At 59.4% G+C, this 20,907-nt stretch carries 22 protein-coding genes; 15 read left to right on the top strand and 7 right to left on the bottom strand.

Features of this window, described 5'->3' with window-relative positions; genetic code table 11:
- The first annotated feature begins 26 nt into the window (after positions 1-26).
- Positions 27-200 carry a hypothetical protein gene (locus ACR0I1_RS06760; RefSeq protein WP_170397300.1) on the top strand — a complete coding sequence of 58 codons (174 nt, stop codon included), beginning with the start codon at positions 27-29 and terminating at the stop codon, positions 198-200.
- Between the two features lie 2 nt (positions 201-202).
- On the opposite strand, the gene ACR0I1_RS06755 is transcribed toward ACR0I1_RS06760, so the two are convergent.
- Positions 203-832 (bottom strand): LysE family translocator, encoded by a 630-nt coding sequence (locus ACR0I1_RS06755; RefSeq protein ID WP_170397298.1) that lies wholly within the window; start codon positions 830-832, stop codon positions 203-205.
- Positions 833-1,116: 284 nt separating this feature from the next.
- Between ACR0I1_RS06755 and ACR0I1_RS06750 the strand changes: the two genes are divergently transcribed.
- The gene (locus ACR0I1_RS06750) at positions 1,117-1,974 is read left to right on the top strand and encodes an alpha/beta hydrolase (RefSeq protein WP_480705550.1); all 858 of its coding nucleotides are present in this window, start codon (positions 1,117-1,119) and stop codon (positions 1,972-1,974) included.
- Positions 1,975-1,976: 2 nt separating this feature from the next.
- Here ACR0I1_RS06750 and ACR0I1_RS06745 read toward each other — a convergent pair whose 3' ends face one another.
- Positions 1,977-2,849, bottom strand: coding sequence for an S-methyl-5'-thioadenosine phosphorylase (locus tag ACR0I1_RS06745; RefSeq protein ID WP_170511367.1), 873 nt, complete (start codon positions 2,847-2,849; stop codon positions 1,977-1,979).
- 205 nt (positions 2,850-3,054) lie between these two features.
- Between ACR0I1_RS06745 and ACR0I1_RS06740 the strand changes: the two genes are divergently transcribed.
- Positions 3,055-4,689 carry a SulP family inorganic anion transporter gene (locus tag ACR0I1_RS06740; protein ID WP_170404268.1) on the top strand — a complete coding sequence of 545 codons (1,635 nt, stop codon included), beginning with the start codon at positions 3,055-3,057 and terminating at the stop codon, positions 4,687-4,689.
- 30 nt (positions 4,690-4,719) lie between these two features.
- Here the strand turns inward: ACR0I1_RS06740 and ACR0I1_RS06735 are convergent, their stop codons facing one another.
- Both ACR0I1_RS06735 and ACR0I1_RS06730 read right to left on the bottom strand, forming a co-directional pair.
- Positions 4,720-5,364, bottom strand: a complete 645-nt coding sequence (locus ACR0I1_RS06735) for a CatB-related O-acetyltransferase (RefSeq protein WP_170397291.1) — start codon at positions 5,362-5,364, stop codon at positions 4,720-4,722.
- Entirely contained in the window at positions 5,364-5,969 is a 606-nt protein-coding gene (locus ACR0I1_RS06730) for a flavin reductase family protein (protein ID WP_170397289.1), read from the bottom strand. The genes ACR0I1_RS06735 and ACR0I1_RS06730 overlap by 1 nt, the downstream gene beginning before the upstream one ends.
- A gap of 72 nt (positions 5,970-6,041) precedes the next feature.
- On the opposite strand from ACR0I1_RS06730, the gene ACR0I1_RS06725 reads away from it, so the two are divergent.
- From ACR0I1_RS06725 to ACR0I1_RS06705, 5 genes are all read left to right on the top strand, one after another.
- Entirely contained in the window at positions 6,042-6,536 is a 495-nt protein-coding gene (locus tag ACR0I1_RS06725; RefSeq protein ID WP_170397287.1) for a GNAT family N-acetyltransferase, read from the top strand.
- Between the two features lie 53 nt (positions 6,537-6,589).
- Positions 6,590-7,357 carry an EcsC family protein gene (locus ACR0I1_RS06720; RefSeq protein ID WP_170511359.1) on the top strand — a complete coding sequence of 256 codons (768 nt, stop codon included), beginning with the start codon at positions 6,590-6,592 and terminating at the stop codon, positions 7,355-7,357.
- Between the two features lie 80 nt (positions 7,358-7,437).
- Entirely contained in the window at positions 7,438-7,923 is a 486-nt protein-coding gene (locus ACR0I1_RS06715) for an NUDIX hydrolase (RefSeq protein ID WP_170736487.1), read from the top strand.
- A 71-nt stretch (positions 7,924-7,994) separates the two neighbouring features.
- Complete coding sequence (locus ACR0I1_RS06710) at positions 7,995-8,450, top strand: DUF1178 family protein (RefSeq protein WP_170736481.1); 456 nt, start codon at positions 7,995-7,997, stop codon at positions 8,448-8,450.
- Positions 8,451-8,453: 3 nt separating this feature from the next.
- On the top strand, positions 8,454-9,092 hold the full coding sequence (locus ACR0I1_RS06705) for an SDR family NAD(P)-dependent oxidoreductase (RefSeq protein ID WP_480705547.1): 639 nt from the start codon (positions 8,454-8,456) through the stop codon (positions 9,090-9,092).
- Here the strand turns inward: ACR0I1_RS06705 and ACR0I1_RS06700 are convergent.
- The gene (locus ACR0I1_RS06700; protein WP_170397277.1) at positions 9,086-9,442 is read right to left on the bottom strand and encodes a hypothetical protein; all 357 of its coding nucleotides are present in this window, start codon (positions 9,440-9,442) and stop codon (positions 9,086-9,088) included. The two genes, ACR0I1_RS06705 and ACR0I1_RS06700, sit on opposite strands and share 7 nt — an antisense overlap.
- 155 nt (positions 9,443-9,597) lie before the next feature.
- Here ACR0I1_RS06700 and ACR0I1_RS06695 point away from each other — a divergent pair, with 155 nt between their 5' ends.
- The 6 genes from ACR0I1_RS06695 (at position 9,598) to ACR0I1_RS06670 (ending at position 18,423) form a co-directional block, all read left to right on the top strand.
- Entirely contained in the window at positions 9,598-10,836 is a 1,239-nt protein-coding gene (locus tag ACR0I1_RS06695; RefSeq protein WP_480705545.1) for an aspartate kinase, read from the top strand.
- 45 nt (positions 10,837-10,881) lie between these two features.
- Positions 10,882-13,125 carry a phosphoenolpyruvate--protein phosphotransferase gene (gene ptsP, locus ACR0I1_RS06690; RefSeq protein WP_170397273.1) on the top strand — a complete coding sequence of 748 codons (2,244 nt, stop codon included), beginning with the start codon at positions 10,882-10,884 and terminating at the stop codon, positions 13,123-13,125.
- A gap of 165 nt (positions 13,126-13,290) precedes the next feature.
- On the top strand, positions 13,291-14,736 hold the full coding sequence (zwf, locus tag ACR0I1_RS06685) for a glucose-6-phosphate dehydrogenase (protein ID WP_480705542.1): 1,446 nt from the start codon (positions 13,291-13,293) through the stop codon (positions 14,734-14,736).
- 2 nt (positions 14,737-14,738) lie between these two features.
- Complete coding sequence (edd, locus tag ACR0I1_RS06680; RefSeq protein WP_480587035.1) at positions 14,739-16,544, top strand: phosphogluconate dehydratase; 1,806 nt, start codon at positions 14,739-14,741, stop codon at positions 16,542-16,544.
- Positions 16,545-16,548: 4 nt separating this feature from the next.
- Positions 16,549-17,181, top strand: a complete 633-nt coding sequence (gene eda, locus ACR0I1_RS06675; protein WP_223117696.1) for a bifunctional 4-hydroxy-2-oxoglutarate aldolase/2-dehydro-3-deoxy-phosphogluconate aldolase — start codon at positions 16,549-16,551, stop codon at positions 17,179-17,181.
- Between the two features lie 51 nt (positions 17,182-17,232).
- Positions 17,233-18,423: a pyridoxal-phosphate-dependent aminotransferase family protein gene (locus ACR0I1_RS06670; protein ID WP_480705540.1), complete on the top strand. Its 1,191-nt coding sequence runs from the start codon at positions 17,233-17,235 to the stop codon at positions 18,421-18,423.
- An 81-nt stretch (positions 18,424-18,504) separates the two neighbouring features.
- Here the strand turns inward: ACR0I1_RS06670 and ACR0I1_RS06665 are convergent, their stop codons facing one another.
- Entirely contained in the window at positions 18,505-19,614 is a 1,110-nt protein-coding gene (locus ACR0I1_RS06665) for a pyridoxal phosphate-dependent aminotransferase (protein ID WP_480705538.1), read from the bottom strand.
- Between the two features lie 149 nt (positions 19,615-19,763).
- Here ACR0I1_RS06665 and ACR0I1_RS06660 point away from each other — a divergent pair, with 149 nt between their 5' ends.
- Complete coding sequence (locus tag ACR0I1_RS06660; RefSeq protein WP_170564757.1) at positions 19,764-20,546, top strand: crotonase/enoyl-CoA hydratase family protein; 783 nt, start codon at positions 19,764-19,766, stop codon at positions 20,544-20,546.
- Here the strand turns inward: ACR0I1_RS06660 and ACR0I1_RS06655 are convergent, their stop codons facing one another.
- Positions 20,547-20,879: a DnaJ family domain-containing protein gene (locus ACR0I1_RS06655; protein ID WP_170511344.1), complete on the bottom strand. Its 333-nt coding sequence runs from the start codon at positions 20,877-20,879 to the stop codon at positions 20,547-20,549.
- Positions 20,880-20,907 lie beyond the last annotated feature (28 nt).

Genomic DNA, 20,907 nt, shown 5'->3' with positions numbered 1-20,907 from the left:
TCAAGGGCAGGACGGGGACTGGACGTGTGACCAAGAAAGATGGAAAGAAATCTACCAAGAAAAACAGTCAGTTGGTTTTGCGCCTCGACAAGGATGAGCGCGATGCATTCGTCGAGCTGTGCAGGGATCTGGACACCTCTGCCGCCCGCGAAATCCGCCGGTTTATCCGGGGGTTCATGAAGGAAAACGCTGAAAACTGAAATCACGCCGGGCGGCGCAGAACCGCTGTGGCGATGCCCATTCCGATCAGGGTCAACCCTCCGAACCGGGTCATGGTCGTGATGACATTCGCACGTCCGATCATACGGCGCAGCTTGTCCGCCAGCAGCGCATAGGCCAGCGCGTTCAGCCCCGCGAGACCCACAAATGTTGCGATCAGGATCGCGAATTGCGGACCCAAAGGTTCGGCTGGACGCAAGAATTGCGGTACGAAAGCGATGAAGAAGGCAATGGACTTCGGGTTCAGCGCGGTGACTGCAGCGGCATGGCCAAAAACACTGCGGGCGGTCACGTCACGTTCGGTTTCAATTGCTTGCAGCCCGCCCGACGGCGCGCTGCGCAAGAGTTTGACACCCAGCCAGACCAGATAGGCTGCCCCAACCCATTTCAGCACGGTAAACAGTGTGGCAGAGGCCAGCACCAGCGCCCCCAGCCCCAGCAGCGACGCGGTCATCGCCACCAAATCCCCCAATGCGACCCCAGTGGCCGAAGCAACCGCCACACTGCGTCCTTTCGACAGCGCATAGCTAAGCACCAGCAACACGGTCGGGCCTGGGATCAGCAGCAGCGCGGTCGAAGCGGCCACAAAGGCCAGCCAGATTTCAATGGACATGGAGTATCCTATTAGAGTGTTTCCCACACCAAGCCTTGGCACGACGTATTGGTCAAGGCTTTGCGGGCGCATTCTCGTGGTGAAACACCGACTCCAACGGGTTGGCGTTCGGATTTGCGAAGCCGGGGTCGCCTAAACACCGAGGACATGGGGCAGGGAATTCAGGCGTGCAATGCGATCTGGGATTGCCGCAACAGGTTTAAGATTGGATGAAGCTTGGCTTATGCATCTTGAAACGCCTCCAATGTACCCCACTCTCGCAATGCGACCCAAAGGAGGGAGCCATGGTTCAAACCCAACACGCTGAGGCCGATACCGGCCGCGCCAGATCCGGAGTCGAGCGCCTCAAAAGCATCTTGGTAGGACTGCTGTTGACCGGGGCGATCTTGTATGCGGGCGTCCTCGGATACATGTTTTTCAACCAGCAATCTCTGCTGTACAAACCCGAAGGTACGTTACCGGATCCGGCTTCGGTGGGGTTGGCGGATGTTGATGCGCTGTCGCTGACAATGGCTGATGGTACTGCCCTGACGGTCTGGGCTGCACCCGCTGCAATCCCGGATGCACCGACCGTCCTATTCTTCCACGGCCAAAGCGGCAATCTGGGGGACCGTGCTGAACGGCTGCGCGAAATCCTCAACTCGGGCTACGGGCTGCTTGCCCCCAGCTATCGCGGCTTTTCGGGCAGCGAAGGCGAGCCCTCGGAACTGGCGCTGATCTCTGATGGAGTTCAGCTCTATGACAGGCTGGCGGGTCAGGGCAAAGCTGTGGTGCTGCACGGTCAGAGCCTCGGCACCGGCATTGCTGCCGCTGTGGCAGCCGAGCGTCCCGATGCAGAACTTCTGGTGCTTGAGGCCCCGTTCACTGCAACCGTTGATGTCGCGGCGGAACGCTATCCTTTCCTGCCGGTCTCAGCCTTGATGAGGGATCAGTTCGCCACACGTGATCTTATCGAACAGATCTCGGTGCCGACGTTGATTTTTCACGGCACCGAGGATGAAACTATTCCACTGCATCACGGAAAAGCTCTGGCCGAGATGTCCGATACCGCGCAGATTTACGTGATCCCCGACGGTACCCACAACGATTTGTGGTCGCATGGCCTATGGGACGAGGTGCAAAAGAACCTGTCTCAGAACTGAGTTCATAACACCCGCCCAGCCACAGCATCCAGCTTGGCCAACAATTCCGGATCGCGCTTTTCAGGCGCGGTCAGGATGGCATACTCCAGCGCCCGGTCGCAGCCATGCGGGCAGGGCGCACGGTCGGTCCCCAGCATAGCGGGCAGACCTTTGACCAATGCCCGGCCTTTTTCCGCATTACCGGTCAGCGTGGCGATGATCGCGGCCACGTCGACTTCACCGTGATCAGGGTGCCAGCTGTCATAGTCGGTGACCATGGCGATTGAGGCATAACAAAGCTCGGCCTCGCGGGCGAGTTTCGCTTCGGGCATGTTGGTCATGCCGATCACGTCGCACCCCCATTGTTCGCGATATAATTTGGATTCCGCCAATGACGAGAATTGCGGTCCTTCCATCGCCAGATAGGTTCCACCTCGGTGGATGGTGATGCCAGCCGTCTTGCCAGCAGTCTCGCAAGCGTCCGACAGGCGCGGGCAGGTCGGATGCGCAACACTGACATGGGCGACGCAGCCAGTCCCGAAAAAGCTCTTTTCACGGGCAAATGTTCGATCGATGAACTGATCCACGATCACGAAATCACCCGGCGCCATATGTTCGCGGAACGACCCGCAGGCCGAGACCGAGATCACATCCGTTACGCCAAGCCGTTTCAACGCGTCGATATTGGCGCGATAGGGCACCTCGGTCGGCGAGTGCACATGTCCGCGACCGTGACGCGGCAAGAAGGCCATTTCGACCCCATCCAGCGACCCGGTCAGGATCTGATCCGACGGATCGCCCCATGGCGTTTCTACTGTGACCCACTCGGCATTCTCCAGACCATCGATGTCATAAATGCCCGATCCTCCAATGACGGCGATTTTTGTTTGGGTCACGAGTGCTCTCCGTTGAAAATTCCTGCTGTGTGAGTTCTGCGGGCCACAGCACCTTTTGACAAGTGGGTTCAACGGTTTGTGTGCGCTTGGGTCAAGCTATGCGCAGGGCGCATATCAGGGTCCCGCCTGGCGCGGTATCTCGAGACCGGTTTGACCGCTAGAAGGCCCCTTTCGCGCGAACAATACCGACCAACAGGACCGATCCATGCCCCGAGCCATGCTGGCAAGCTTTGCCAATCGTATAGCCAAACCCGATTTGCGCTGGGTCCCGGATGAGGGATTGACCTTTTCCCGCCTGCGGATCGAACTGCTGTCCGGTCTCACCGTCGCCTTGGCGCTGGTCCCCGAAGCCGTGGCCTTTGCCTTTGTCGCCGGGGTGCACCCTCTGGTCGGGCTTTACGCGGCGTTTCTGGTCGGTCTGATCACTGCGTTGATCGGTGGTCGCCCCGGCATGATCTCGGGCGCGACCGGGGCGCTTGCGGTTGTCATGGTCGCACTGGTCGCACAACACGGGGTCGAATACCTGTTCGCAACGGTGGTGCTGATGGGGATTATGCAGATCATCGCAGGTGCGATGCATTGGGGCCGGTTCATCCGACTTGTGCCGCATCCGGTGATGCTGGGCTTTGTGAACGGCCTGGCGATTGTGATCTTTCTGGCGCAGCTGGGGCAATTCAAAGTGCCCGGAACCATGGAAAATACCGGCCACGGCATGGGCGGTGGCGAGTGGCTTTCAGGCCTACAGCTCTACACAATGCTGGGTCTGGTTGCTCTGACCATGGCTGTGATCTGGATCATGCCCCGCATCACCCGCGTCATCCCAGCGCCTCTGGCCGGGATTTTTGTTGTCGCTGCTTTGGTCATTGGCATTGGGCTGGACGTCCCGCGTGTCGGTGATCTGGCTTCGATCGAAGGCGGCCTGCCCAGCTTCCATATACCTATGGTGCCGCTGAACTGGGAGACCTTTGAAATCATCCTGCCCTATGCCCTGATCCTTGCCGCAATCGGTCTGATTGAATCCCTGCTGACGCTGAACCTTGTGGGTGAGATTACCGGCAAGCGCGGTGGTGCCTCGCAGGAATGTATCGCGCAAGGCACAGCGAACGTGGTCACTGGCTTCTTCGGCGGTATGGGCGGTTGTGCGATGATCGGTCAGTCGATGATCAACGTGAAGTCAGGCGGGCGCACGCGTATCGCAGGTATCGCTGCAGCGCTGTTTCTGTTGCTCTTCATCCTAGTGGGTTCGCCTCTGATCGAGCAGATTCCACTGGCCGCACTTGTCGGTGTGATGTTCATGGTGGTGATCGGAACCTTCGCCTGGAATTCGCTGAAGATCATGCGCAAAGTGCCTTTGATGGATGCGTTCGTGATCGTACTGGTGACAGTCGTCACCGTGATGGAAGACCTTGCGGTGGCTGTTGTGGTCGGTGTGATTGTCTCTGCCCTGGCTTATGCATGGAATAACGCCAAACGCATCCACGCGGTTACGCGCGACTCGGAAACGGAAGAAGGGGCGAAGGTCTATGAAATTCAGGGCCCGCTGTTCTTTGGTTCGTCCGAGGGCTTCGTGGAGCTGTTCGACGTAAGAAACGACCCCGAGACCGTCATCATCGACTTTGCAGCCAGCCGTGTGGTGGACCAATCCGCGCTGCAGGCTATCGAAAACATCGCCGCCAAATACGAAGCGGCTGGCAAACGCGTCATGCTGCGGCACCTGAGCCGTGACTGTCATACACTGCTGAACAAGGCCGGCCATCTGATGGTCGACAGCGATGATGACCCGGATTACGAACTGGCTGTGGATTATTCGGTCCGCACCGGTATTCTGGGCGGGCACTGAATACGCGAAAGGGCGGCCGGATTGGCCGCCTTATATCTCGGAAGCAATGCGCTCCAACGCATCGATATTGCCTGAAAGCAAGGCATCTTCGGCCCGAGTGATGGTTTCTGCGGGCCAATCCCACCATCGCAAGTCTTGCAGCCTTTCAATCACATCGCGATCAAAACGATAGCGCCGGACTTTTGCCGGATTGCCGGTAACGACTGCATAGGGTGGAACCTGACCCCGCACGACCGAGCCTGCGCCAACAATCGCGCCATTTCCGATCTGCGCTCCGGGTAAAATCAAAGCTCCGTAACCGATCCAGACATCGTGCCCGATAACGGTATCACGTGTATCAGGCTGGTAGCCTGACATGCGATCCGGATCGAAGATTGGAAATGGAAAGCAGGTCAAGCCATCGGTCGCGTGATTTGCGGAGGCAGTGATAAACCTTACTCCATGAGCGATTTGGCAGAACTTGCCCAGCATCAGCTTTTCTTCTGAAAAGGGAAACAGATACGGTGCAAGCCGCTGCGCCCAGTCCTTCGGTGCATCGAAATCCGACGCATAAGTGTAAGCTCCTGCCTCAAAGCGGGGATGATCGATGGCCTGAGACAGAAACACTGTTCCGTTGTGGCTAGAGCCGTCGGGCAGAACAATCGGATATCTGCGTGTAGGATCAGGCAGTGGCATTAGTCATCCGGGCGTGAAAGGCTGAACAATTCTGTCACCACAGAATAGTCCCGATAACCCAACCGCGCGAGCGGGTTGAATGAGGTCACGTCAAATTTGCCGTCACGGATGTGGTCATCGTGCAGGTGCACACCAGTGACCTCTCCGAACACCACCCGATTGGACTCACCCGGCAGAGTTACGATCTGGGTAAGTTTGCATTCCAGCGCTGCGGGCGCTCCCTCGACCCGAGAGCAATTTATGGTTTCGCATTCAACGGGTGTCAGCCCAGCATGAGTGAACTCGTCGACGTGCTTTCCCAAACCCTCTGAGCTGGCATTCATTGCGTCGCGATGCGCATGGGCCACCACGTTGACACAGAATACCTTCGTGGCCTCGATATTGGCGATGCTGTCCTTGCCGCCATCCTGATCGTGTTTGGAGCCGGTTGAGGCGAACATCACCTGGGGCGGTGTATAAGCGACACCATTGAAGAAGGAATACGGGGCCAGGTTGTTGATCCCGTCAGCATCGCGCGTCGAAATCCAGCCGATCGGGCGTGGGGTTATGATGGCGTTGAAGGGGTTGTGCGGCAGGCCGTGGCCGTCTTCGGGGCGATAGAACATATGGACTCCAAGCGTTTGCCCAAGGCCTATCGAAGTGCTAGGGCGATTTCCAGCAAGGATAAGAGGGCGCGCGTGCAGCAATTCAAGATCAGGCCGGAAGAGCCGGAAGACTGGTGGGAGGTCGAAGCGCTCTATGACCTGTGCTTTGCTCCGGGGCGCGAGGCGTTGTCGTCTTATCGTCTGCGCGATGACGTGCCGCCTGTCGCTGGCCTGTCGCAGGTCGCGCGCGATGGGCAGGGCATTCTGGCTGGTGCAATCCGGTTCTGGCCCGTGCATGTGGGTGAACATGACGCGCTGCTGCTAGGTCCAGTGGCGGTCCACCCGACCCATCAAGGCGAAGGGTTGGGCGGATATCTGATCCATCAGGGGGTAGAGGCCGGGCGCGCCAAAGGGTGGGATCGCGTCATGCTTGTGGGCGATGCGCCCTATTATGCCCGGTTCGGGTTCACCCCGCTGACGGGTGTCGAAATGCCCCCGCCCACCAACCCTGATCGCATACTGGGTTTGGAACTGACCCCCGGAGTTTGGTCCGAAATTCAGGGGCTTGTTAGTCGCTGGACCCGTTGACCCATTGAAAACCCGCTGCAAAGTCCCGATGTTTTCAGGACAGGAGGGCACAGATGCAGGACGTGGTTCTTGTCGAAAAACTCGATCCCGAGGCCGAGCTTGATCGGCTTGCGCAGCTGTACGGTGCGGCAGGTGGCGCAGGAGTGAATCTGCTGAACAAGCTTGGTGGTTCGGCGGAATCCTTATTGGATCAGTTACCTAAGCCGGTGCGAGAAGGTCTGACCGAAGCAACCGAACAGGCGCTTTGGCTTGCCATGCATGCGGCCGAAGGCTCTCGGCGTGCCGTGCCGGACCAGAAACCATGGGTCAACACAGCCTTGACTACTGCCATGGGCGCAGCCGGAGGTCTGGGTGGAGTGTCCACAGCACTTGTCGAGCTGCCCGCGACAACCGCCATGATGCTGCGCGCGATCCAAGGCGCAGCGATGCGGGAAGGATTTGATCCGACCGCCGAGAACGTGAAATTCGACTCGATCCGAGTCTTGTCAGCCGCAGGTCCTTTGGCCGAGGATGACGGGGCTGATCTGGGCTTTTTCTCAATGCGCATGACCCTGACCGGACCGACCATGCAACGCTTCATTGCGATGGTGGCGCCGCGCCTGTCCGTAGTGCTGGGCCAGAAGCTGGCGGCGCAGTCTGTACCGTTGCTTGGGGCGCTTGCCGGGGGCGGTACAAATTTTGTCTATACCCGCTACTACCAGCAGATCGCGCATGTGCATTTTGGGCTGCGTCGATTGGCGATTGATGCCGACATCCCTCATGACGAGCTGGTGCGGCGTTTGTCGGGGCGGATGGCTCTGAACAAGGGGGCTTTCCCGTAAAGCTTGGCAGACTCTGCCGGATATGATAAATATCACTTTATAAACCGCAACATAAGCGGAGCGAGCAGTGGATATGAACCGTGTTTGACGGGCGCAGTATTGATGCGATTGCCGGGCTTTCGGCAGAAAACCTCTCCCTTTCCGGGGCGCTGCCTGTTTATGCACAATCCGCTGCGCTTTGCTATCGAACCAATGATGACCTGCCAGAGATTTTATTGATCACAACGCGCAGGGCACGGCGCTGGATCATTCCCAAGGGTTGGTTGATCAACGGGCTGACCCCGTCTGAAACAGCCGCCCGCGAGGCCTGGGAAGAGGCTGGTGTTTTGGGGCAGTGCGGAAGCGAAAGCCTTGGTCGGTTTGCCTATATCAAGAACCGGCCTGGCAAGCCATCGGCGCTGTGTCTAGTTGATGTGTTTCCGCTGCATGTGCAGCGATTGGAGGCGCAGTTTCCCGAAGCGGGTGAGCGCAGGCGCAAATGGGTTTCGCCCAAAAAGGCATCGTTGAAGGTGTCGTCGCCCGATCTTGCTGCGCTTTTGGGCGGATTCGGGTTGCATCGGCAATAGCGGGCCAAGATCAAGACTTGATATTGCCATGTTGGTCGGTATCTATTCGCCAACCGGACTTTGGATGTGATATGATTCAATACGCATTGAAATGCAGCAATGACCACAGCTTTGACAGTTGGTTTCAATCCGCAGCCGGCTTTGACAAACTGTCAGCGGCCGGGTTGGTAACCTGCGCGGTATGCGGCTGCGACAAGGTGGAAAAGGCGGTGATGACACCGCGTGTCCGGCCTGCGCGCAAGGCGGTGACCGAGGTTGCACCAGCGCAGCCTTCTGCGGATGAGATCAGCATGGCAACACCTTCGCCCGAGATCGCTGAGGTCCTCAGCGAACTGCGTCGAAAGGTCGAGGAAAACTCGGACTATGTGGGCAAGGATTTCGCCAAAGAAGCCCGCAAAATCCATCTGGGGGATGCGCCCGAGCGCGCGATCTATGGTGAGGCCAAGCCCGAAGAGGCGCAATCGCTGATTGAAGACGGCGTGCCGGTCGCACCGTTGCCGTTTGTTCCTAGCCGCAAGACCAACTGACCCATGCACATCGTTATTACGGGCACGAACCGAGGGATCGGGAAATCCATTGCGGATCAGTATCGTGCAGAAGGTCATGAAGTGACCGGAACTGCCCGGGACGGTAGCGCAGATATCGTGCTGGATGTCACGGACCCAGAACAGCACGCTGCAATGGCCGAGCAACTGCGAGGCCGCCAGATTGACCTGCTGATCTGCAATGCGGGCGTTTATCTGGACAAAGGACACGACATTAGTGGCTATCCCGCCGAGATGTGGGCGCAAAGCTTCGCCGCCAACGTGACAGGCGTGTTTCTTACCATCCAGTCCTTGTTGCCGAACCTGTGTACCGCGCGGGGCCGGATCGCCATCGTTTCGTCTCAGATGGCGTCACATACGCGCGCGCCGGGTGGCAGCTATATCTACCGTGCGTCAAAGGCGGCGGCGCTGAATTTGGGCCGCAACCTAGCGACTGACCTACAGGCGGATGGCATTGCGGTGGGAATCTACCATCCGGGCTGGGTGCAGACGGACATGGGCGGAACTGCGGCAGAGATCACGGTCGATCAGGCGGCAAACGGCTTGATCGAGCGATTTGCGGCTCTCTCGCTCGATACTACCGGTTGTTTTGAAACCTGGGATGGTCGGGCGCACCCTTACTGAGAGTTCAGGGCCGCCTTGGGGATTTCGTAGACTTCACCGGGATCAATGAAGATCACCATGATATCACCGCGTGTCTCATAGGTCAGTTTCGATGTCGAACTGCTGGAATCCGGCACGCCTTTGGTGAAGTAAATCCGCCGAACCTCGCCAGTGTTCAACTGAACCGCCAACGTCGCCGTTCCATCTTCGCGCTTCCGCAATTCGGCCGGACAACTGGCCAGTGTATCACCTGCCAATGCAGCGCATGGAACGGTGCCTAAAGAGTTCTCGCCATCCGTTCCCGATAGGGTGGCCACTTGGGCATTTGCGGCAGTCGAAACCAGGCTTAGGGCAAGGGCAAAGCGGAACATTGAAATCCTCGTGGAATAAGACTTTGACCGAACGCTTACACCACGCACGACCAAAGTAAAGCACTGCGGTGCAGACTTTGCCCACTTGCCCTTGCGCCCCCCCTCGCATAAGAGGCACGGGATCAGAAATTCAAGGCGCGGAGACACTAGCCCCCATGCCCGTACTCGTGATGAAATTCGGCGGCACATCGGTCGCCAATCTGGACCGGATCCGCCGTGCTGCCAAACGGGTTGGTGTCGAGGTAGCCAAAGGCTATGACGTCATCGTCATCGTTTCGGCGATGTCCGGCAAGACCAACGAGCTGGTGGGCTGGGTCGATGAAATCTCTCCGCTCTATGACGCGCGCGAATATGATGCCGTTGTCTCCTCTGGTGAAAACGTTACAGCTGGCCTGATGGCGCTGACCCTGCAGGAAATGGACATCCCGGCGCGCAGCTGGCAGGGTTGGCAGGTGCCGCTGATCACCAACGGTGCTCATTCAGCGGCCCGGATCGAAGAAATCCCGCCCGAGAATATCAACCAGAAATTCGGCGAAGGGATGCGCGTTGCGGTGGTCGCGGGCTTCCAGGGCATCAGCCCCGAAGGTCGCATCACCACGCTGGGTCGGGGCGGTTCGGACACCACTGCGGTGGCTTTTGCTGCCGCTTTCGAAGCCGAGCGCTGCGACATCTATACGGATGTGGACGGTGTCTATACGACCGACCCGCGCATCTGTGAAAAGGCGCGCAAGCTGGACAAAATCTCGTTCGAGGAAATGCTCGAACTGGCCTCGCTGGGGGCCAAAGTGCTTCAAACCCGCTCGGTCGAGCTGGCGATGCGCTACAAGGTGAAACTGCGCGTTCTTTCAAGCTTTGAGGAACAAGCCGACGAGGCCGGTACACTGGTCTGCGACGAGGAGGATATCATGGAATCCAATGTTGTGGCCGGTGTGGCCTATTCCCGCGACGAAGCCAAGATGACCGTCGTTTCGGTGGCGGACCGTCCCGGCATCGCCTCGATCATCTTTACCGCGCTCAGCGACGAGGGCGTGAACGTGGACATGATCGTCCAGAATATCTCGGACGAAGGGCGCACCGACATGACCTTCTCCTGTCCGACCAATCAGGTCTCCCGCGCCGAAAAGGCATTGCTGGCGATCAAGGATCAGGGTGAGCTGAACTACGCCGAACTGGTTGCGGATGAGGATGTTTGCAAGGTCTCAGTTGTCGGGATCGGCATGCGCTCGCAATCCGGTGTTGCGGCCAAGATGTTCAAGATTCTCTCGGATGAGGGGATTAACATCAAGGTCATTACAACCTCCGAGATTAAAATTTCCGTCCTGATCGACAGGAAATACATGGAACTTGCGGTTCAGGCACTGCATGATGCCTTTGAACTGGACAAGGCGGCCTGAGCTTTCAGCCAAGTGTCCTGTCTGAAACCGTAACGTGGGTGGGCCATGGCGGAAGGCACGGAAACAGAATCTCGCAAGTTGCTGGGACGGCTGCGCGAAGAAATGGCGAGCGAAGCCGCCGGTCAGGAACGTCTTGACCGGATCACGCACCTGATCGCCGACAGTACCGGTCGCGAAGTTTGCTCGATCTACCTGTTTCGGGATGAGGATACGCTTGAACTGTGCGCCACCGAAGGTCTGTCCCCAGAAGCGGTGCACAAGACGCGGATGCGTATGGGCGAAGGGCTGGTCGGTCGCGTCGCCAAATCTGGCAAGGTGGTGAATACGGCGGACGCGCCCTCGGCCAAGGGCTTTCGGTACATGCCGGAAACCGGCGAGGAACGGTATTCGTCCTTTCTTGGTGTGCCGGTACAGCGTCTGGGTCAGAAACTGGGCGTGCTGGTGGTTCAGTCCCGGGACGCGCGCGAGTTTTCGGCGGATGAGGTTTATGCGCTGGAAGTTGTCGCGATGGTTCTGGCCGAAATGGCCGAACTGGGCGCGTTCGTCGGCGAAGGCGCGGCCTTGTCACCGCTGCACCAGCAATCGGTGCAACTTACCGGTGGCCCGGCGCAGGAGGGATCTGCTGAAGGCCATGTCTGGCTGCATGAACCTCGTGTTGTTGTCACCAATCCCATTGCCGAAGACCCGCATCGTGAGCGTGAGCGGCTGACCGAGGCAGTTGAAGAGCTACGCGTCGGCGTCGACAAGATGCTTGAGATTTCTCAGGGCGGCGACAAAGAGCAGTTGCAGGTTCTGGAAGCCTACCGGATGTTCGCCAACTCCAAGGGTTGGATGCGCCGGATGGAGGAGGACATCGCTCTTGGTCTCAGCGCAGAGGCGGCGGTCGAGAAAGAACAATCTCAGGCGCGGGCCCGCATGGGGCAGGTCACCGATCCGTATTTACGTGAACGGTTGGCCGATCTGGACGACCTCAGCAATCGGTTGCTGCGAATTTTGACTGGACAGGGTAACGGAAATGGGGCTGACCTGCCGCCCGATCCGATCCTAATTGCGCGAAATATCGGCCCCGGTGATCTGCTTGAATATGGCCGTTCTCTCAAAGGGATCGTGTTGGAAGAAGGCTCGGTCGGAAGCCATGCCACTATCGTGGCGCGCGCGTTGGCGATCCCGTTGGTGGTGCATGTAGGCCGCATCACCACCGAAGCCCTGAACGGCGATCACATTCTGGTTGATGGCGATAGCGGTGTCGTTCATCTGCGCCCCGAAGACACCGTCGTTAGTGCATTCCGTGACAAGATCGCGATGGAGGCCAAAGCGCAGGAGCGCTACGCCTCGATCCGTGAAACGCCCACCGTTACTCAGGATGGTGCGCGAATCAACATGGTGATGAATGCGGGCCTGATGGCCGATCTGCCCTCACTTAGCAATTCTGGTGCCGAGGGAGTGGGCCTGTTCCGCACTGAGTTGCAGTTTCTGATCCGCAATCAGATGCCCAAGCGATCCGAGCTGGTGACGCAATACAAACGGGTTCTGGATGCTGCGGGCGAAAAGCGTGTGGTGTTCCGTACACTCGATATCGGGTCAGACAAAGTTCTGCCCTATATGAAGCATGTGGAAGAACCGAACCCTGCGCTGGGCTGGCGGGCGATCCGGGTGGGTCTGGACAAGCGCGGCGTGATGCGGATGCAGTTGCAGGCGCTGATCCGGGCCGCCGATGGCCGCCCCCTGACGATCATGTTCCCGTTTGTCGCGCAGGCTGACGAATTCCGTGAGGCGCGCTGGGAGGTCAAGAAAACGATCGAGCGTGAACGGCGCCTGGGCCATGTTCTGCCTGAATCGCTCGAAGTGGGGGCGATGCTGGAAACGCCTTCACTTGCCTTTGCGCCGCAGAAGTTCTTTGACGAAGTCGGCTTTATCTCGATCGGTGGGAACGACCTGAAACAGTTTTTCTTCGCCGCCGACCGCGAAAATGAACTGGTTCGCCGTCGCTACGATACTCTGAATGTCAGCTTTCTGAGTTTCATTGAACGTATCGTTGAGAGATGCTCGATCTCGGACACACCGCTCAGCTTCTGTGGCGAAGATGCCGGCCGCCCGGTCGAGGCGCTGTGTCTCGCGGCCATGGGCATCCGTACCCTTTCGATGCGCCCGGCCTCAATCGGGCCGGTCAAAAGCCTGTTGTTGCGGTCGAACCTTCAGGATGTGCGTAAAATTATCGCCGATGCCCGCCATCGTGGAGAACAATCCGTGCGTCCGGCGGTGATGGACTGGCTGCGGACGCAGTCCTGACTGATCTTCCGCGATGCCAGCTGCAAATCCGCGCTTGATTTTTGCGCTCAGGTTTTCTATTCAGCCGATGAATGTTAGCGATAACATAGCTAATGACGCACATGCGTTTTAATCCCGGGCTGAAACCTCGCTTATGCTGGCGGGGAATTCGAAAGGAGCCTTGCAATGGTCTCACGCGTAATTCCGGTAGATCCGTTCGACCTGGTGTTGTTCGGCGCGACGGGCGATTTGGCGCAGCGTAAAATCCTGCCGGGCCTCTATCATCGCTTCGAAGTCGGCCAGATGCCTGAGGATGCGCGCATCATTGGAACCGCCCGATCCGACATGGACAGCGACGGGTTCCGTGAACAGCTGCGTGCGTCGATGCAAGAGTTTGCGCCGGGTTTCAAAAAGGATACGCTTGATCGCTTTCTGACCCGCGTCGAGTATGTTCCGGTAGATGCGCTTGGCGATGCGGGTTGGTCTGACCTTGCGAAAACGCTGCGACCGGATGTGGTACGCGCCTTCTATCTGTCAGTAGGCCCAAGCCTTTTCTCGGGCATCGCCCAACGTCTGAACGAGTACGGCCTGTCCACACCTGACAGTCGTATCGTGGTCGAGAAACCCTTTGGTCACGATCTGGCATCAGCCAAAGCGTTGAACGAAGGGCTGCGGGCCTGTTTTGAAGAACATCAGATTTACCGGATCGATCATTATCTGGGCAAGGAAACCGTGCAGAACCTGATGGCGCTGCGCTTTGCCAACTCGCTTTTCGAACCGCTTTGGAATGCCACCCACGTGGATAATGTTCAGATCACGGTGGCCGAGACCGTGGGTGTCGAGGGGCGCGGCGCCTATTACGATCAATCCGGCGCGATGCGCGACATGATCCAGAACCATCTGGTTCAATTGCTGTGCCTGACGGCGATGGAACCGCCTTCGAAATTCTCACCCAACGCGGTGCGCGATGAGAAAGTCAAAGTGATCGAAGCGCTGGAGCCGGTGGAACCCAAGGATATCGCTCGTGGTCAGTACCGCACCAAAAAAGGGGGCGATGGCTATCTGGATCACGTCGGCAACCCCGCCAGCCGTACCGAAAGCTTCATTGCGCTGAAGGCGCATATCGGCAACTGGCGCTGGGCCGGTGTCCCGTTTTATCTGCGGACCGGCAAGCGCCTGCGCGCACGTGAATCCGAGATTGCAGTGTTCTTCCGCGACCCGCCGCATACGATTTTTCCGAATGTCGGCCCATTGCATGGCAACGTGCTGGTGATCCGCCTGCAACCGGACGAAGGCATCACGCTCCGCACCACCATCAAGGAACCGGGGCAGGGCGGGTTCCGCCTGTCCGACGTTGCACTCGATATGAGTTTCGCTGATGCGCTGGGCGACGACGGCCAATCCCCGGATGCCTATGAACGCTTGATCATGGATGTCATCCGCGGCGACCAGACTTTGTTCATGCGCGGGGATGAAGCCGAGGCCGCATGGGCCTGGGTCGATCCCATCATTCACGGCTGGGAAGAGCGTGGAGATAAGCCCGCGAAATACGATCAGGGCAGTTCGGGGCCCGAAGAAGCATTGATGCTGATGCATCGCGATGGGCGCCGCTGGCGTCAGATCGGAGGGTAATCATGGTCAACACAGTTATATCCGACGTCACCAAACGCATCATCGACCGCAGCGCCGATCTGCGTGGTCCGCATCTTGAACGAATGGAGCAGGCCAAATCCAAGGGCCCTGCGCGTGCGCACCTGTCCTGCAGCGGGCAGGCCCACGCCTATGCCGGGGCGGGCGAAGATCAGGACTCCATGGCCACCGGCACGGCTGGCAATCTGGGGATCGTTACCGCCTATAACGATATGCTCTCGGCCCATCAGCCTTTCGAACGCTACCCGGCCCTGATCCGCGATGCGATCCGCGCAGCAGGCGGCACAGCGCAGGTTGCAGGCGGCGTGCCAGCCATGTGCGACGGCGTCACGCAAGGCGAGGCGGGGATGGAACTCTCGCTGTTCTCGCGCGATGTGATCGCGCTGGCGACCGGAGTGGCGCTAAGCCACAACACTTATGACGCCGCCGTTTTCCTGGGCGTCTGTGACAAGATCGTGCCCGGCCTGATCATCGGCGCGCAAGCCTTTGGGCATCTTCCTGCCGTCTTCCTGCCTGCAGGTCCGATGACCAGTGGCCTGCCGAATGACGAAAAGGCCAAGGTCCGCCAGAAATTCGCCGCCGGAGAGGTGGGCCGCGAAGAGCTGATGAAGGCCGAAATGGCCGCATATCACGGCCCCGGCACCTGCACCTTCTACGGAACTGCCAACACCAACCAGATGCTGATGGAATTCATGGGCCTGCACCTGCCAGGGTCCAGCTTCATCAACCCCAACACCCCCCTGCGCGATGCCCTGACCGAGGAAGGCGCGCGCCGCGCCCTGTCTCTCAGCGCGCTGGGCAATCACTACACACCGGTCTGCCAGATCCTTGACGAGCGCGCTTTCGTCAATGGCATCGTCGGCCTGATGGCCACCGGCGGTTCCACCAACCTACTGATCCACCTGATCGCCATGGCGCGTGCCGGTGGTATCGTGCTGGACTGGGAGGATTTTTCCGACATCTCCGCTGTCGTGCCTTTGGTCGCGCGCGTCTATCCCAACGGTCTGGCAGACGTGAACCACTTCCACGCTGCGGGTGGCCTGGGCTTCGCCATCGGTACGCTGCTGGAAGATGGCTTGCTGCACCCCGATACGCTGACTGTCGCGGGGCAGGGCCTGCACAACTACACCAAAGAACCCAAGCTGAAAGACGGCGAGTTGGTCTGGGAAGAGGGCGCGGGCCACAGTCTGAACGAAAAGATCGTTCGCCCGGCCAAAGACCCGTTCCAACCCACGGGCGGGCTCTCTCGCTTGACGGGCAATCTGGGCACAGGGGTCATGAAGGTGTCGGCTGTAGCACCTGAACACCAAGTGGTCGAAGCGCCCGTGCGTGTATTCCACGACCAGAACGCCGTTAAAGCCGCTTTCAAAGCCGGAGAATTCACCGATGACGTCATCGTTGTTGTTCGCTTCCAAGGGCCAAAAGCCAACGGTATGCCTGAACTTCATTCGCTGACGCCGATCCTGTCGATCCTGCAGGGCAGGGGGCAGAAGGTGGCTCTGGTCACCGATGGCCGTATGTCGGGCGCATCCGGCAAAGTGCCCGCCGCCATCCATGTCTGCCCCGAGGCGCTGGATGGTGGACCGATCGCCTATCTGCAAGACGGTGACCTGTTGCGCGTTGATGCGGTCAAGGGCGAGTTGGAAATCCTGACCCCCGGTGTTCTCGACCGCAATCCGGCCACCGCCGACCTTACGGCAAACCAACACGGTGTTGGCCGTGACCTCTTCGGCGCCTTCCGTCAGAATGTCGGCTCAGCCGACACCGGCGCCAGCATTTTCGGAGTGTAACCCAATGTCCAAAACCCAACGCACCCGCGAGATCTGCGCGCTGGCCCCGATTGTTCCAGTCCTGGTCGTCGACGACGCGGCCCATGCGCGCCCGTTGGCCGAAGCTTTGGTCGCCGGTGGCCTCCCGGCGCTTGAAGTCACCTTGCGCACTCCCGCCGCGCTCGCCGCGATCCGCGCCATGGCCAACGTCCCCGGCGGTGTTGTCGGGGCGGGTACACTGGTCACGCCCGAAGATGTCCGCGCTGCCAAAGAGGCTGGCGCTCAGTTCGGCGTCTCCCCCGGTGCGACCGATGCCCTGATCGCCGCCTGCGAAGCCGAAGGTCTGCCCCTTCTCCCCGGTGCGGCTACTGCAAGCGAAGCCATGGCTCTGCTGGAAAAGGGCTATGACATGCTGAAATTCTTCCCCGCCGAGGCCTCAGGAGGGGCTCCCGCCCTAAAAGCCATCGGCGCACCGCTACCGCAGATCACCTTCTGCCCAACTGGTGGCGTATCGCCGTCAAATGCCCTCGATTACCTGTCACTGTCGAATGTTGTCTGCGCCGGCGGCAGCTGGGTCGCGCCGAAGCAGATGGTTCAAAACGGTGATTGGTCCGGGATCGAAACACTTGCCCGCGAGGCCGCCAGTCTGCTGGATTGACGCCGCAGGGCAAGACGCTAGGGTAGGCCTCAATTCAAACAGGTTGCCCTCATGACAAACCAAACCTCCCTCGCGCATGGGCGCGAGTATCTGGCCATCCCCGGCCCTTCGGTCATGCCCGATACGGTGCTGCAAGCGATGCACCGTCCGTCGCCCAATATCTATGACGGTGAATTGATCGAGATGATGCCCGCGCTCACCCGAGATCTGAAACGCGTTGCCGGAACTCAGCACAACGTCGCCATCTATATCGCTAATGGTCACGGTACATGGGAGGCTGCGCTTTCCAACGTCATTGCACCCGGTGAAACCGTGCTTGCCCCGGCCTCTGGCCGCTTCACCCACGGTTGGGCCGAGATGGCCGAAGGAATCGGCGCCAAGGTTGACCTGATCGATTTCGGCATGTCCTCGCCCTGGGATCTTGACCGCATCGCCGAGGCCCTGCGTAACGATACCAGCCACAAGATCAAAGCGGTCCTTGCGGTCCACGTCGATACGTCCACATCGATCCGCAACGATATCCCGGCCTTGCGAGCGTTGCTCGACGACATTGACCACCCAGCTTTGCTGATGGCTGACTGCATCGCGTCGATGGGCTGCGACCGGTTCGAGATGGATGCCTGGGGTGTCGACGTCACTGTCACGGCTTGCCAGAAAGGGCTGATGACCCCGGCGGGCACCGGCTTTGTCTTCTTCAACGACAAGGCGCAAGCCAAGCGCGCCACAATGCCCCGCGTCTCGCATTATTGGGACTGGCAACCACGCGCCAATCCAGATCTGTTCTATCAGTATTTCAACGGCACCGCGCCAACCCACCACCTGTATGGCCTGCGCGCCGCGCTCGACCTGATCCATGGCGAAGGGATCGAACAGGTCTGGGCCCGCCACGAACACCTGGCAACGGCCATCTGGGCCGCCTGTGAAATCTGGGCGCAAGGTGGCGCGCTGCATTTCAACGTCGCCGACCCGGCCCATCGCAGCCACGCGGTCACTGCCCTCCGCCTGACCGAGGGGCGCGGCACGCCGCTGCGCAGCTATACCGAAACCCAACTGGGTCTGACGCTGGGCATCGGTCTGGGAATGGAGGATTGGGATGGCTGCTTCCGCCTTGGCCACATGGGGCACGTAAACGCTCAAATGGTCATGGCCATGCTGGGTGGCGTCGAAACCGCTATGGCTGCGCTCGATATACCCCGTGGTCAGGGTGCGCTCGAAGCCGCCGCCGCGACGCTGGCCGGATAAGCCCGATCCGCCTCTTCATCTGGCCCGAAATACCTTCGGGGGAAATCGCGCATGTGCGCGATAGGGGGCAGACAGCCCCCTTTACGAGGCTCGGGCTTTTGCCAAGGCCGTGGGCAGAGCAGCTTCAAACGCCGCCATTTCCGCCTCACCTCCGCAGCTGACCCGAATGCACCGGTTCTGGGGCGCGGCAAATGGCATCCGCACGAACACGCCTTGTTCAACGAGCGCGTCCAACACGGCCTTGGCAAACACCCCATCGCGCCCACAATCAATCGCCACAAAGTTTGTCGCAGACGGCAAAGGCACCAGACCATTCGACCGTGAAATCTCTTCGATGCGGTTCCGGGACCCGGCAATCCTTTGCTGCACATGCGTCAGCCAATCGTCATCTTTTAGCGCGGCCAATGCCCCTGCCTGCGCGGCTCGGTTCATGCCGAAATGGTTGCGCACTTTGTTGAAGCTCGCAATCAACTCGGGCGAGCCGATAGCGTAGCCTACCCGCGCCCCGGCCATGCCATAAACCTTGGAAAATGTTCGCATCCGGATCACACGTGAATCATCAGCAGCGACAGGTGCAGCGGTCCCCTCGGGCGCGCATTCGACATATGCCTCGTCAAGAACCACCAAACAGCCCTCTGGCAAAGCCTCCAGAGCGGACACGATATCCTCACCTGAATGCCATGTTCCCATCGGGTTGTCCGGGTTGGCCAGATAGACCAACTTGGCGTCTACCTCCGCCGCTTTGGCGAACAGCGTCGTCGGGTCCTCGTGATCGTCGTGGTAGGGGACCTTGTGCAATACCCCACCAAACCCGGCCACGTGGTAATTGAAAGTCGGATAAGCTCCATCCGAAGTCACAACTGCATCGCCGTGACCAACCAGCAGGCGCACCAGATAGCCCAGCAACCCGTCAATGCCTTCGCCAACCACGATATTTTCAGGCGCAACCCCATGATGTACCGCCAGCGCATGGCGTAGTTCGTAATTCTCGGGATCGCCATACATCCATATCTCGCCTGCGGCCCGTTGCATTGCATCGATGGCGCGCGGGGACGGGCCATACACGCTTTCATTCGCACCGATCCGGGCCACGAAGGGCGCGCCACGTTGGCGCTCCTGCGTTTCGGGGCCGACAAAAGGCACGGTCGCGGGCAGTGTGAGGGCAAGCGGGGTATAACGAGGACCAGTCATGGCCGCAGATAAGCGCAACCGATCAGGCGGGGCAAGCCTTGCCAGAAGTTCAAAGTAGGCTTCGGATGTGCGGTTTGCCCTGACGTCGCTGTGGCGCTGCTGGCGTCTTGCTGGCATGTTTACACAACAAAACACGCCCCGGAGGTCCCATGTCCCGCGTATCCATCGAATACAAAGACCACATCGCACGTGTCACGCTGACCCGTGGCGACAAGATGAACGCGCTGGACGATGCGATGATCAAGGCGATCCTTTCGGCCGGTCAAGAGGTCGCCGCAGCCGACATCCGCGCGGTGGTGCTATCGGGGGAAGGCAAAAGCTTTTGCGCTGGGCTCGATATGGCCAGCTTTGCCAGCATGGCGCACACAGACCCAAGCGAATGGCTGATGACCCGCAGCCACGAAGATGCCAACGAAATGCAGGAACTTGCCTTGATCTGGCGGCGCGTCCCGGTGCCGGTGATCTGCGCTATTCAAGGCGTCGCCTATGGCGGTGGGCTACAGATCGCGCTGGGTGCTGACATCCGCATCGCGCATCCCGAAGCCAAGCTGGCAGTGATGGAGATGAAATGGGGCATTATCCCCGACATGGGCGGCATGGTTCTGCTGCCAGAGCTCGTGCGCTCGGACGTGCTGCGCCTGCTGACCTATACCGCCCGCCCTATTGGAGCGCCACAGGCGGCAGATTGGGGGCTTGTTACCAAACTGTCGGATGATCCCCTGACCGAAGCGCTTGCGCTGGCCGAGGACATCGCGGGTAAAAGCCCGTCCGCCATCCGCGCCGCCAAACGGTTGATTGATGTGGCCGAAACCCGTGACCGTGCTGATGTGCTGTTGGCCGAATCTACCGAACAGGTCGACCTGATCGGTAAGTCGGATCAAATGGAAGTTGTCATGGCACAGATGCAGGGCCGAAAGCCCGAGTTCAAATGATCACCGCATGAATGCGCGCCGTGCATCGCGGGCCATGTTGTATCGCATCTCAAGATCAGCAATCTTTGCCATTGCGGCCCTGCGGTCCTGATTGTCAGTCAGCGCTGCAAACTCCTTGCGGGCGGCGTCGAGCTGTTTCTTGATGTCGAACTCCTCGGGTAGCACTCCGGCCTGCGCCATGATCCGATGACCCGCAGCAATGGCGGGATCGCCTTGTGCCTCGCCCGAGCGGTCGGGTAACGGGGCACCTTCGCCTTCAAGACCCTGCAGTTGGCCTTCGGCCTGCGCCTTTTTGATCTGGCGTTCAATCAGTTTTCCAAGCGATCCGAACATGCGCTCATTTTACCGCCTGAGGGGTTCT

This window comes from Ruegeria sp. B11 (genome assembly GCF_056539785.1).
The sequence above is the reverse complement of the archived record's forward strand: the minus strand, read 5'-3'. Positions and strand labels throughout refer to the sequence as shown.

What these genes read in the sequence shown, in the direction of transcription:
- ACR0I1_RS06755 (WP_170397298.1), bottom strand. Translation starts at nt 832, where the DNA reads ATGTCCATTGAAATCTGGCTGGCCTTTGTGGCCGCTTCGACCGCGCTG.
- ACR0I1_RS06750 (WP_480705550.1), top strand. Translation starts at nt 1,117, where the DNA reads ATGGTTCAAACCCAACACGCTGAGGCCGATACCGGCCGCGCCAGATCC.
- ACR0I1_RS06740 (WP_170404268.1), top strand. Translation starts at nt 3,055, where the DNA reads ATGCCCCGAGCCATGCTGGCAAGCTTTGCCAATCGTATAGCCAAACCC.
- ACR0I1_RS06735 (WP_170397291.1), bottom strand. Translation starts at nt 5,364, where the DNA reads ATGCCACTGCCTGATCCTACACGCAGATATCCGATTGTTCTGCCCGAC.
- ACR0I1_RS06730 (WP_170397289.1), bottom strand. Translation starts at nt 5,969, where the DNA reads ATGTTCTATCGCCCCGAAGACGGCCACGGCCTGCCGCACAACCCCTTC.
- ACR0I1_RS06720 (WP_170511359.1), top strand. Translation starts at nt 6,590, where the DNA reads ATGCAGGACGTGGTTCTTGTCGAAAAACTCGATCCCGAGGCCGAGCTT.
- ACR0I1_RS06710 (WP_170736481.1), top strand. Translation starts at nt 7,995, where the DNA reads ATGATTCAATACGCATTGAAATGCAGCAATGACCACAGCTTTGACAGT.
- ACR0I1_RS06705 (WP_480705547.1), top strand. Translation starts at nt 8,454, where the DNA reads ATGCACATCGTTATTACGGGCACGAACCGAGGGATCGGGAAATCCATT.
- ACR0I1_RS06700 (WP_170397277.1), bottom strand. Translation starts at nt 9,442, where the DNA reads ATGTTCCGCTTTGCCCTTGCCCTAAGCCTGGTTTCGACTGCCGCAAAT.
- ACR0I1_RS06695 (WP_480705545.1), top strand. Translation starts at nt 9,598, where the DNA reads ATGCCCGTACTCGTGATGAAATTCGGCGGCACATCGGTCGCCAATCTG.
- ptsP (WP_170397273.1), top strand. Translation starts at nt 10,882, where the DNA reads ATGGCGGAAGGCACGGAAACAGAATCTCGCAAGTTGCTGGGACGGCTG.
- zwf (WP_480705542.1), top strand. Translation starts at nt 13,291, where the DNA reads ATGGTCTCACGCGTAATTCCGGTAGATCCGTTCGACCTGGTGTTGTTC.
- edd (WP_480587035.1), top strand. Translation starts at nt 14,739, where the DNA reads ATGGTCAACACAGTTATATCCGACGTCACCAAACGCATCATCGACCGC.
- eda (WP_223117696.1), top strand. Translation starts at nt 16,549, where the DNA reads ATGTCCAAAACCCAACGCACCCGCGAGATCTGCGCGCTGGCCCCGATT.
- ACR0I1_RS06670 (WP_480705540.1), top strand. Translation starts at nt 17,233, where the DNA reads ATGACAAACCAAACCTCCCTCGCGCATGGGCGCGAGTATCTGGCCATC.
- ACR0I1_RS06665 (WP_480705538.1), bottom strand. Translation starts at nt 19,614, where the DNA reads ATGACTGGTCCTCGTTATACCCCGCTTGCCCTCACACTGCCCGCGACC.
- ACR0I1_RS06660 (WP_170564757.1), top strand. Translation starts at nt 19,764, where the DNA reads ATGTCCCGCGTATCCATCGAATACAAAGACCACATCGCACGTGTCACG.
- ACR0I1_RS06655 (WP_170511344.1), bottom strand. Translation starts at nt 20,879, where the DNA reads ATGTTCGGATCGCTTGGAAAACTGATTGAACGCCAGATCAAAAAGGCG.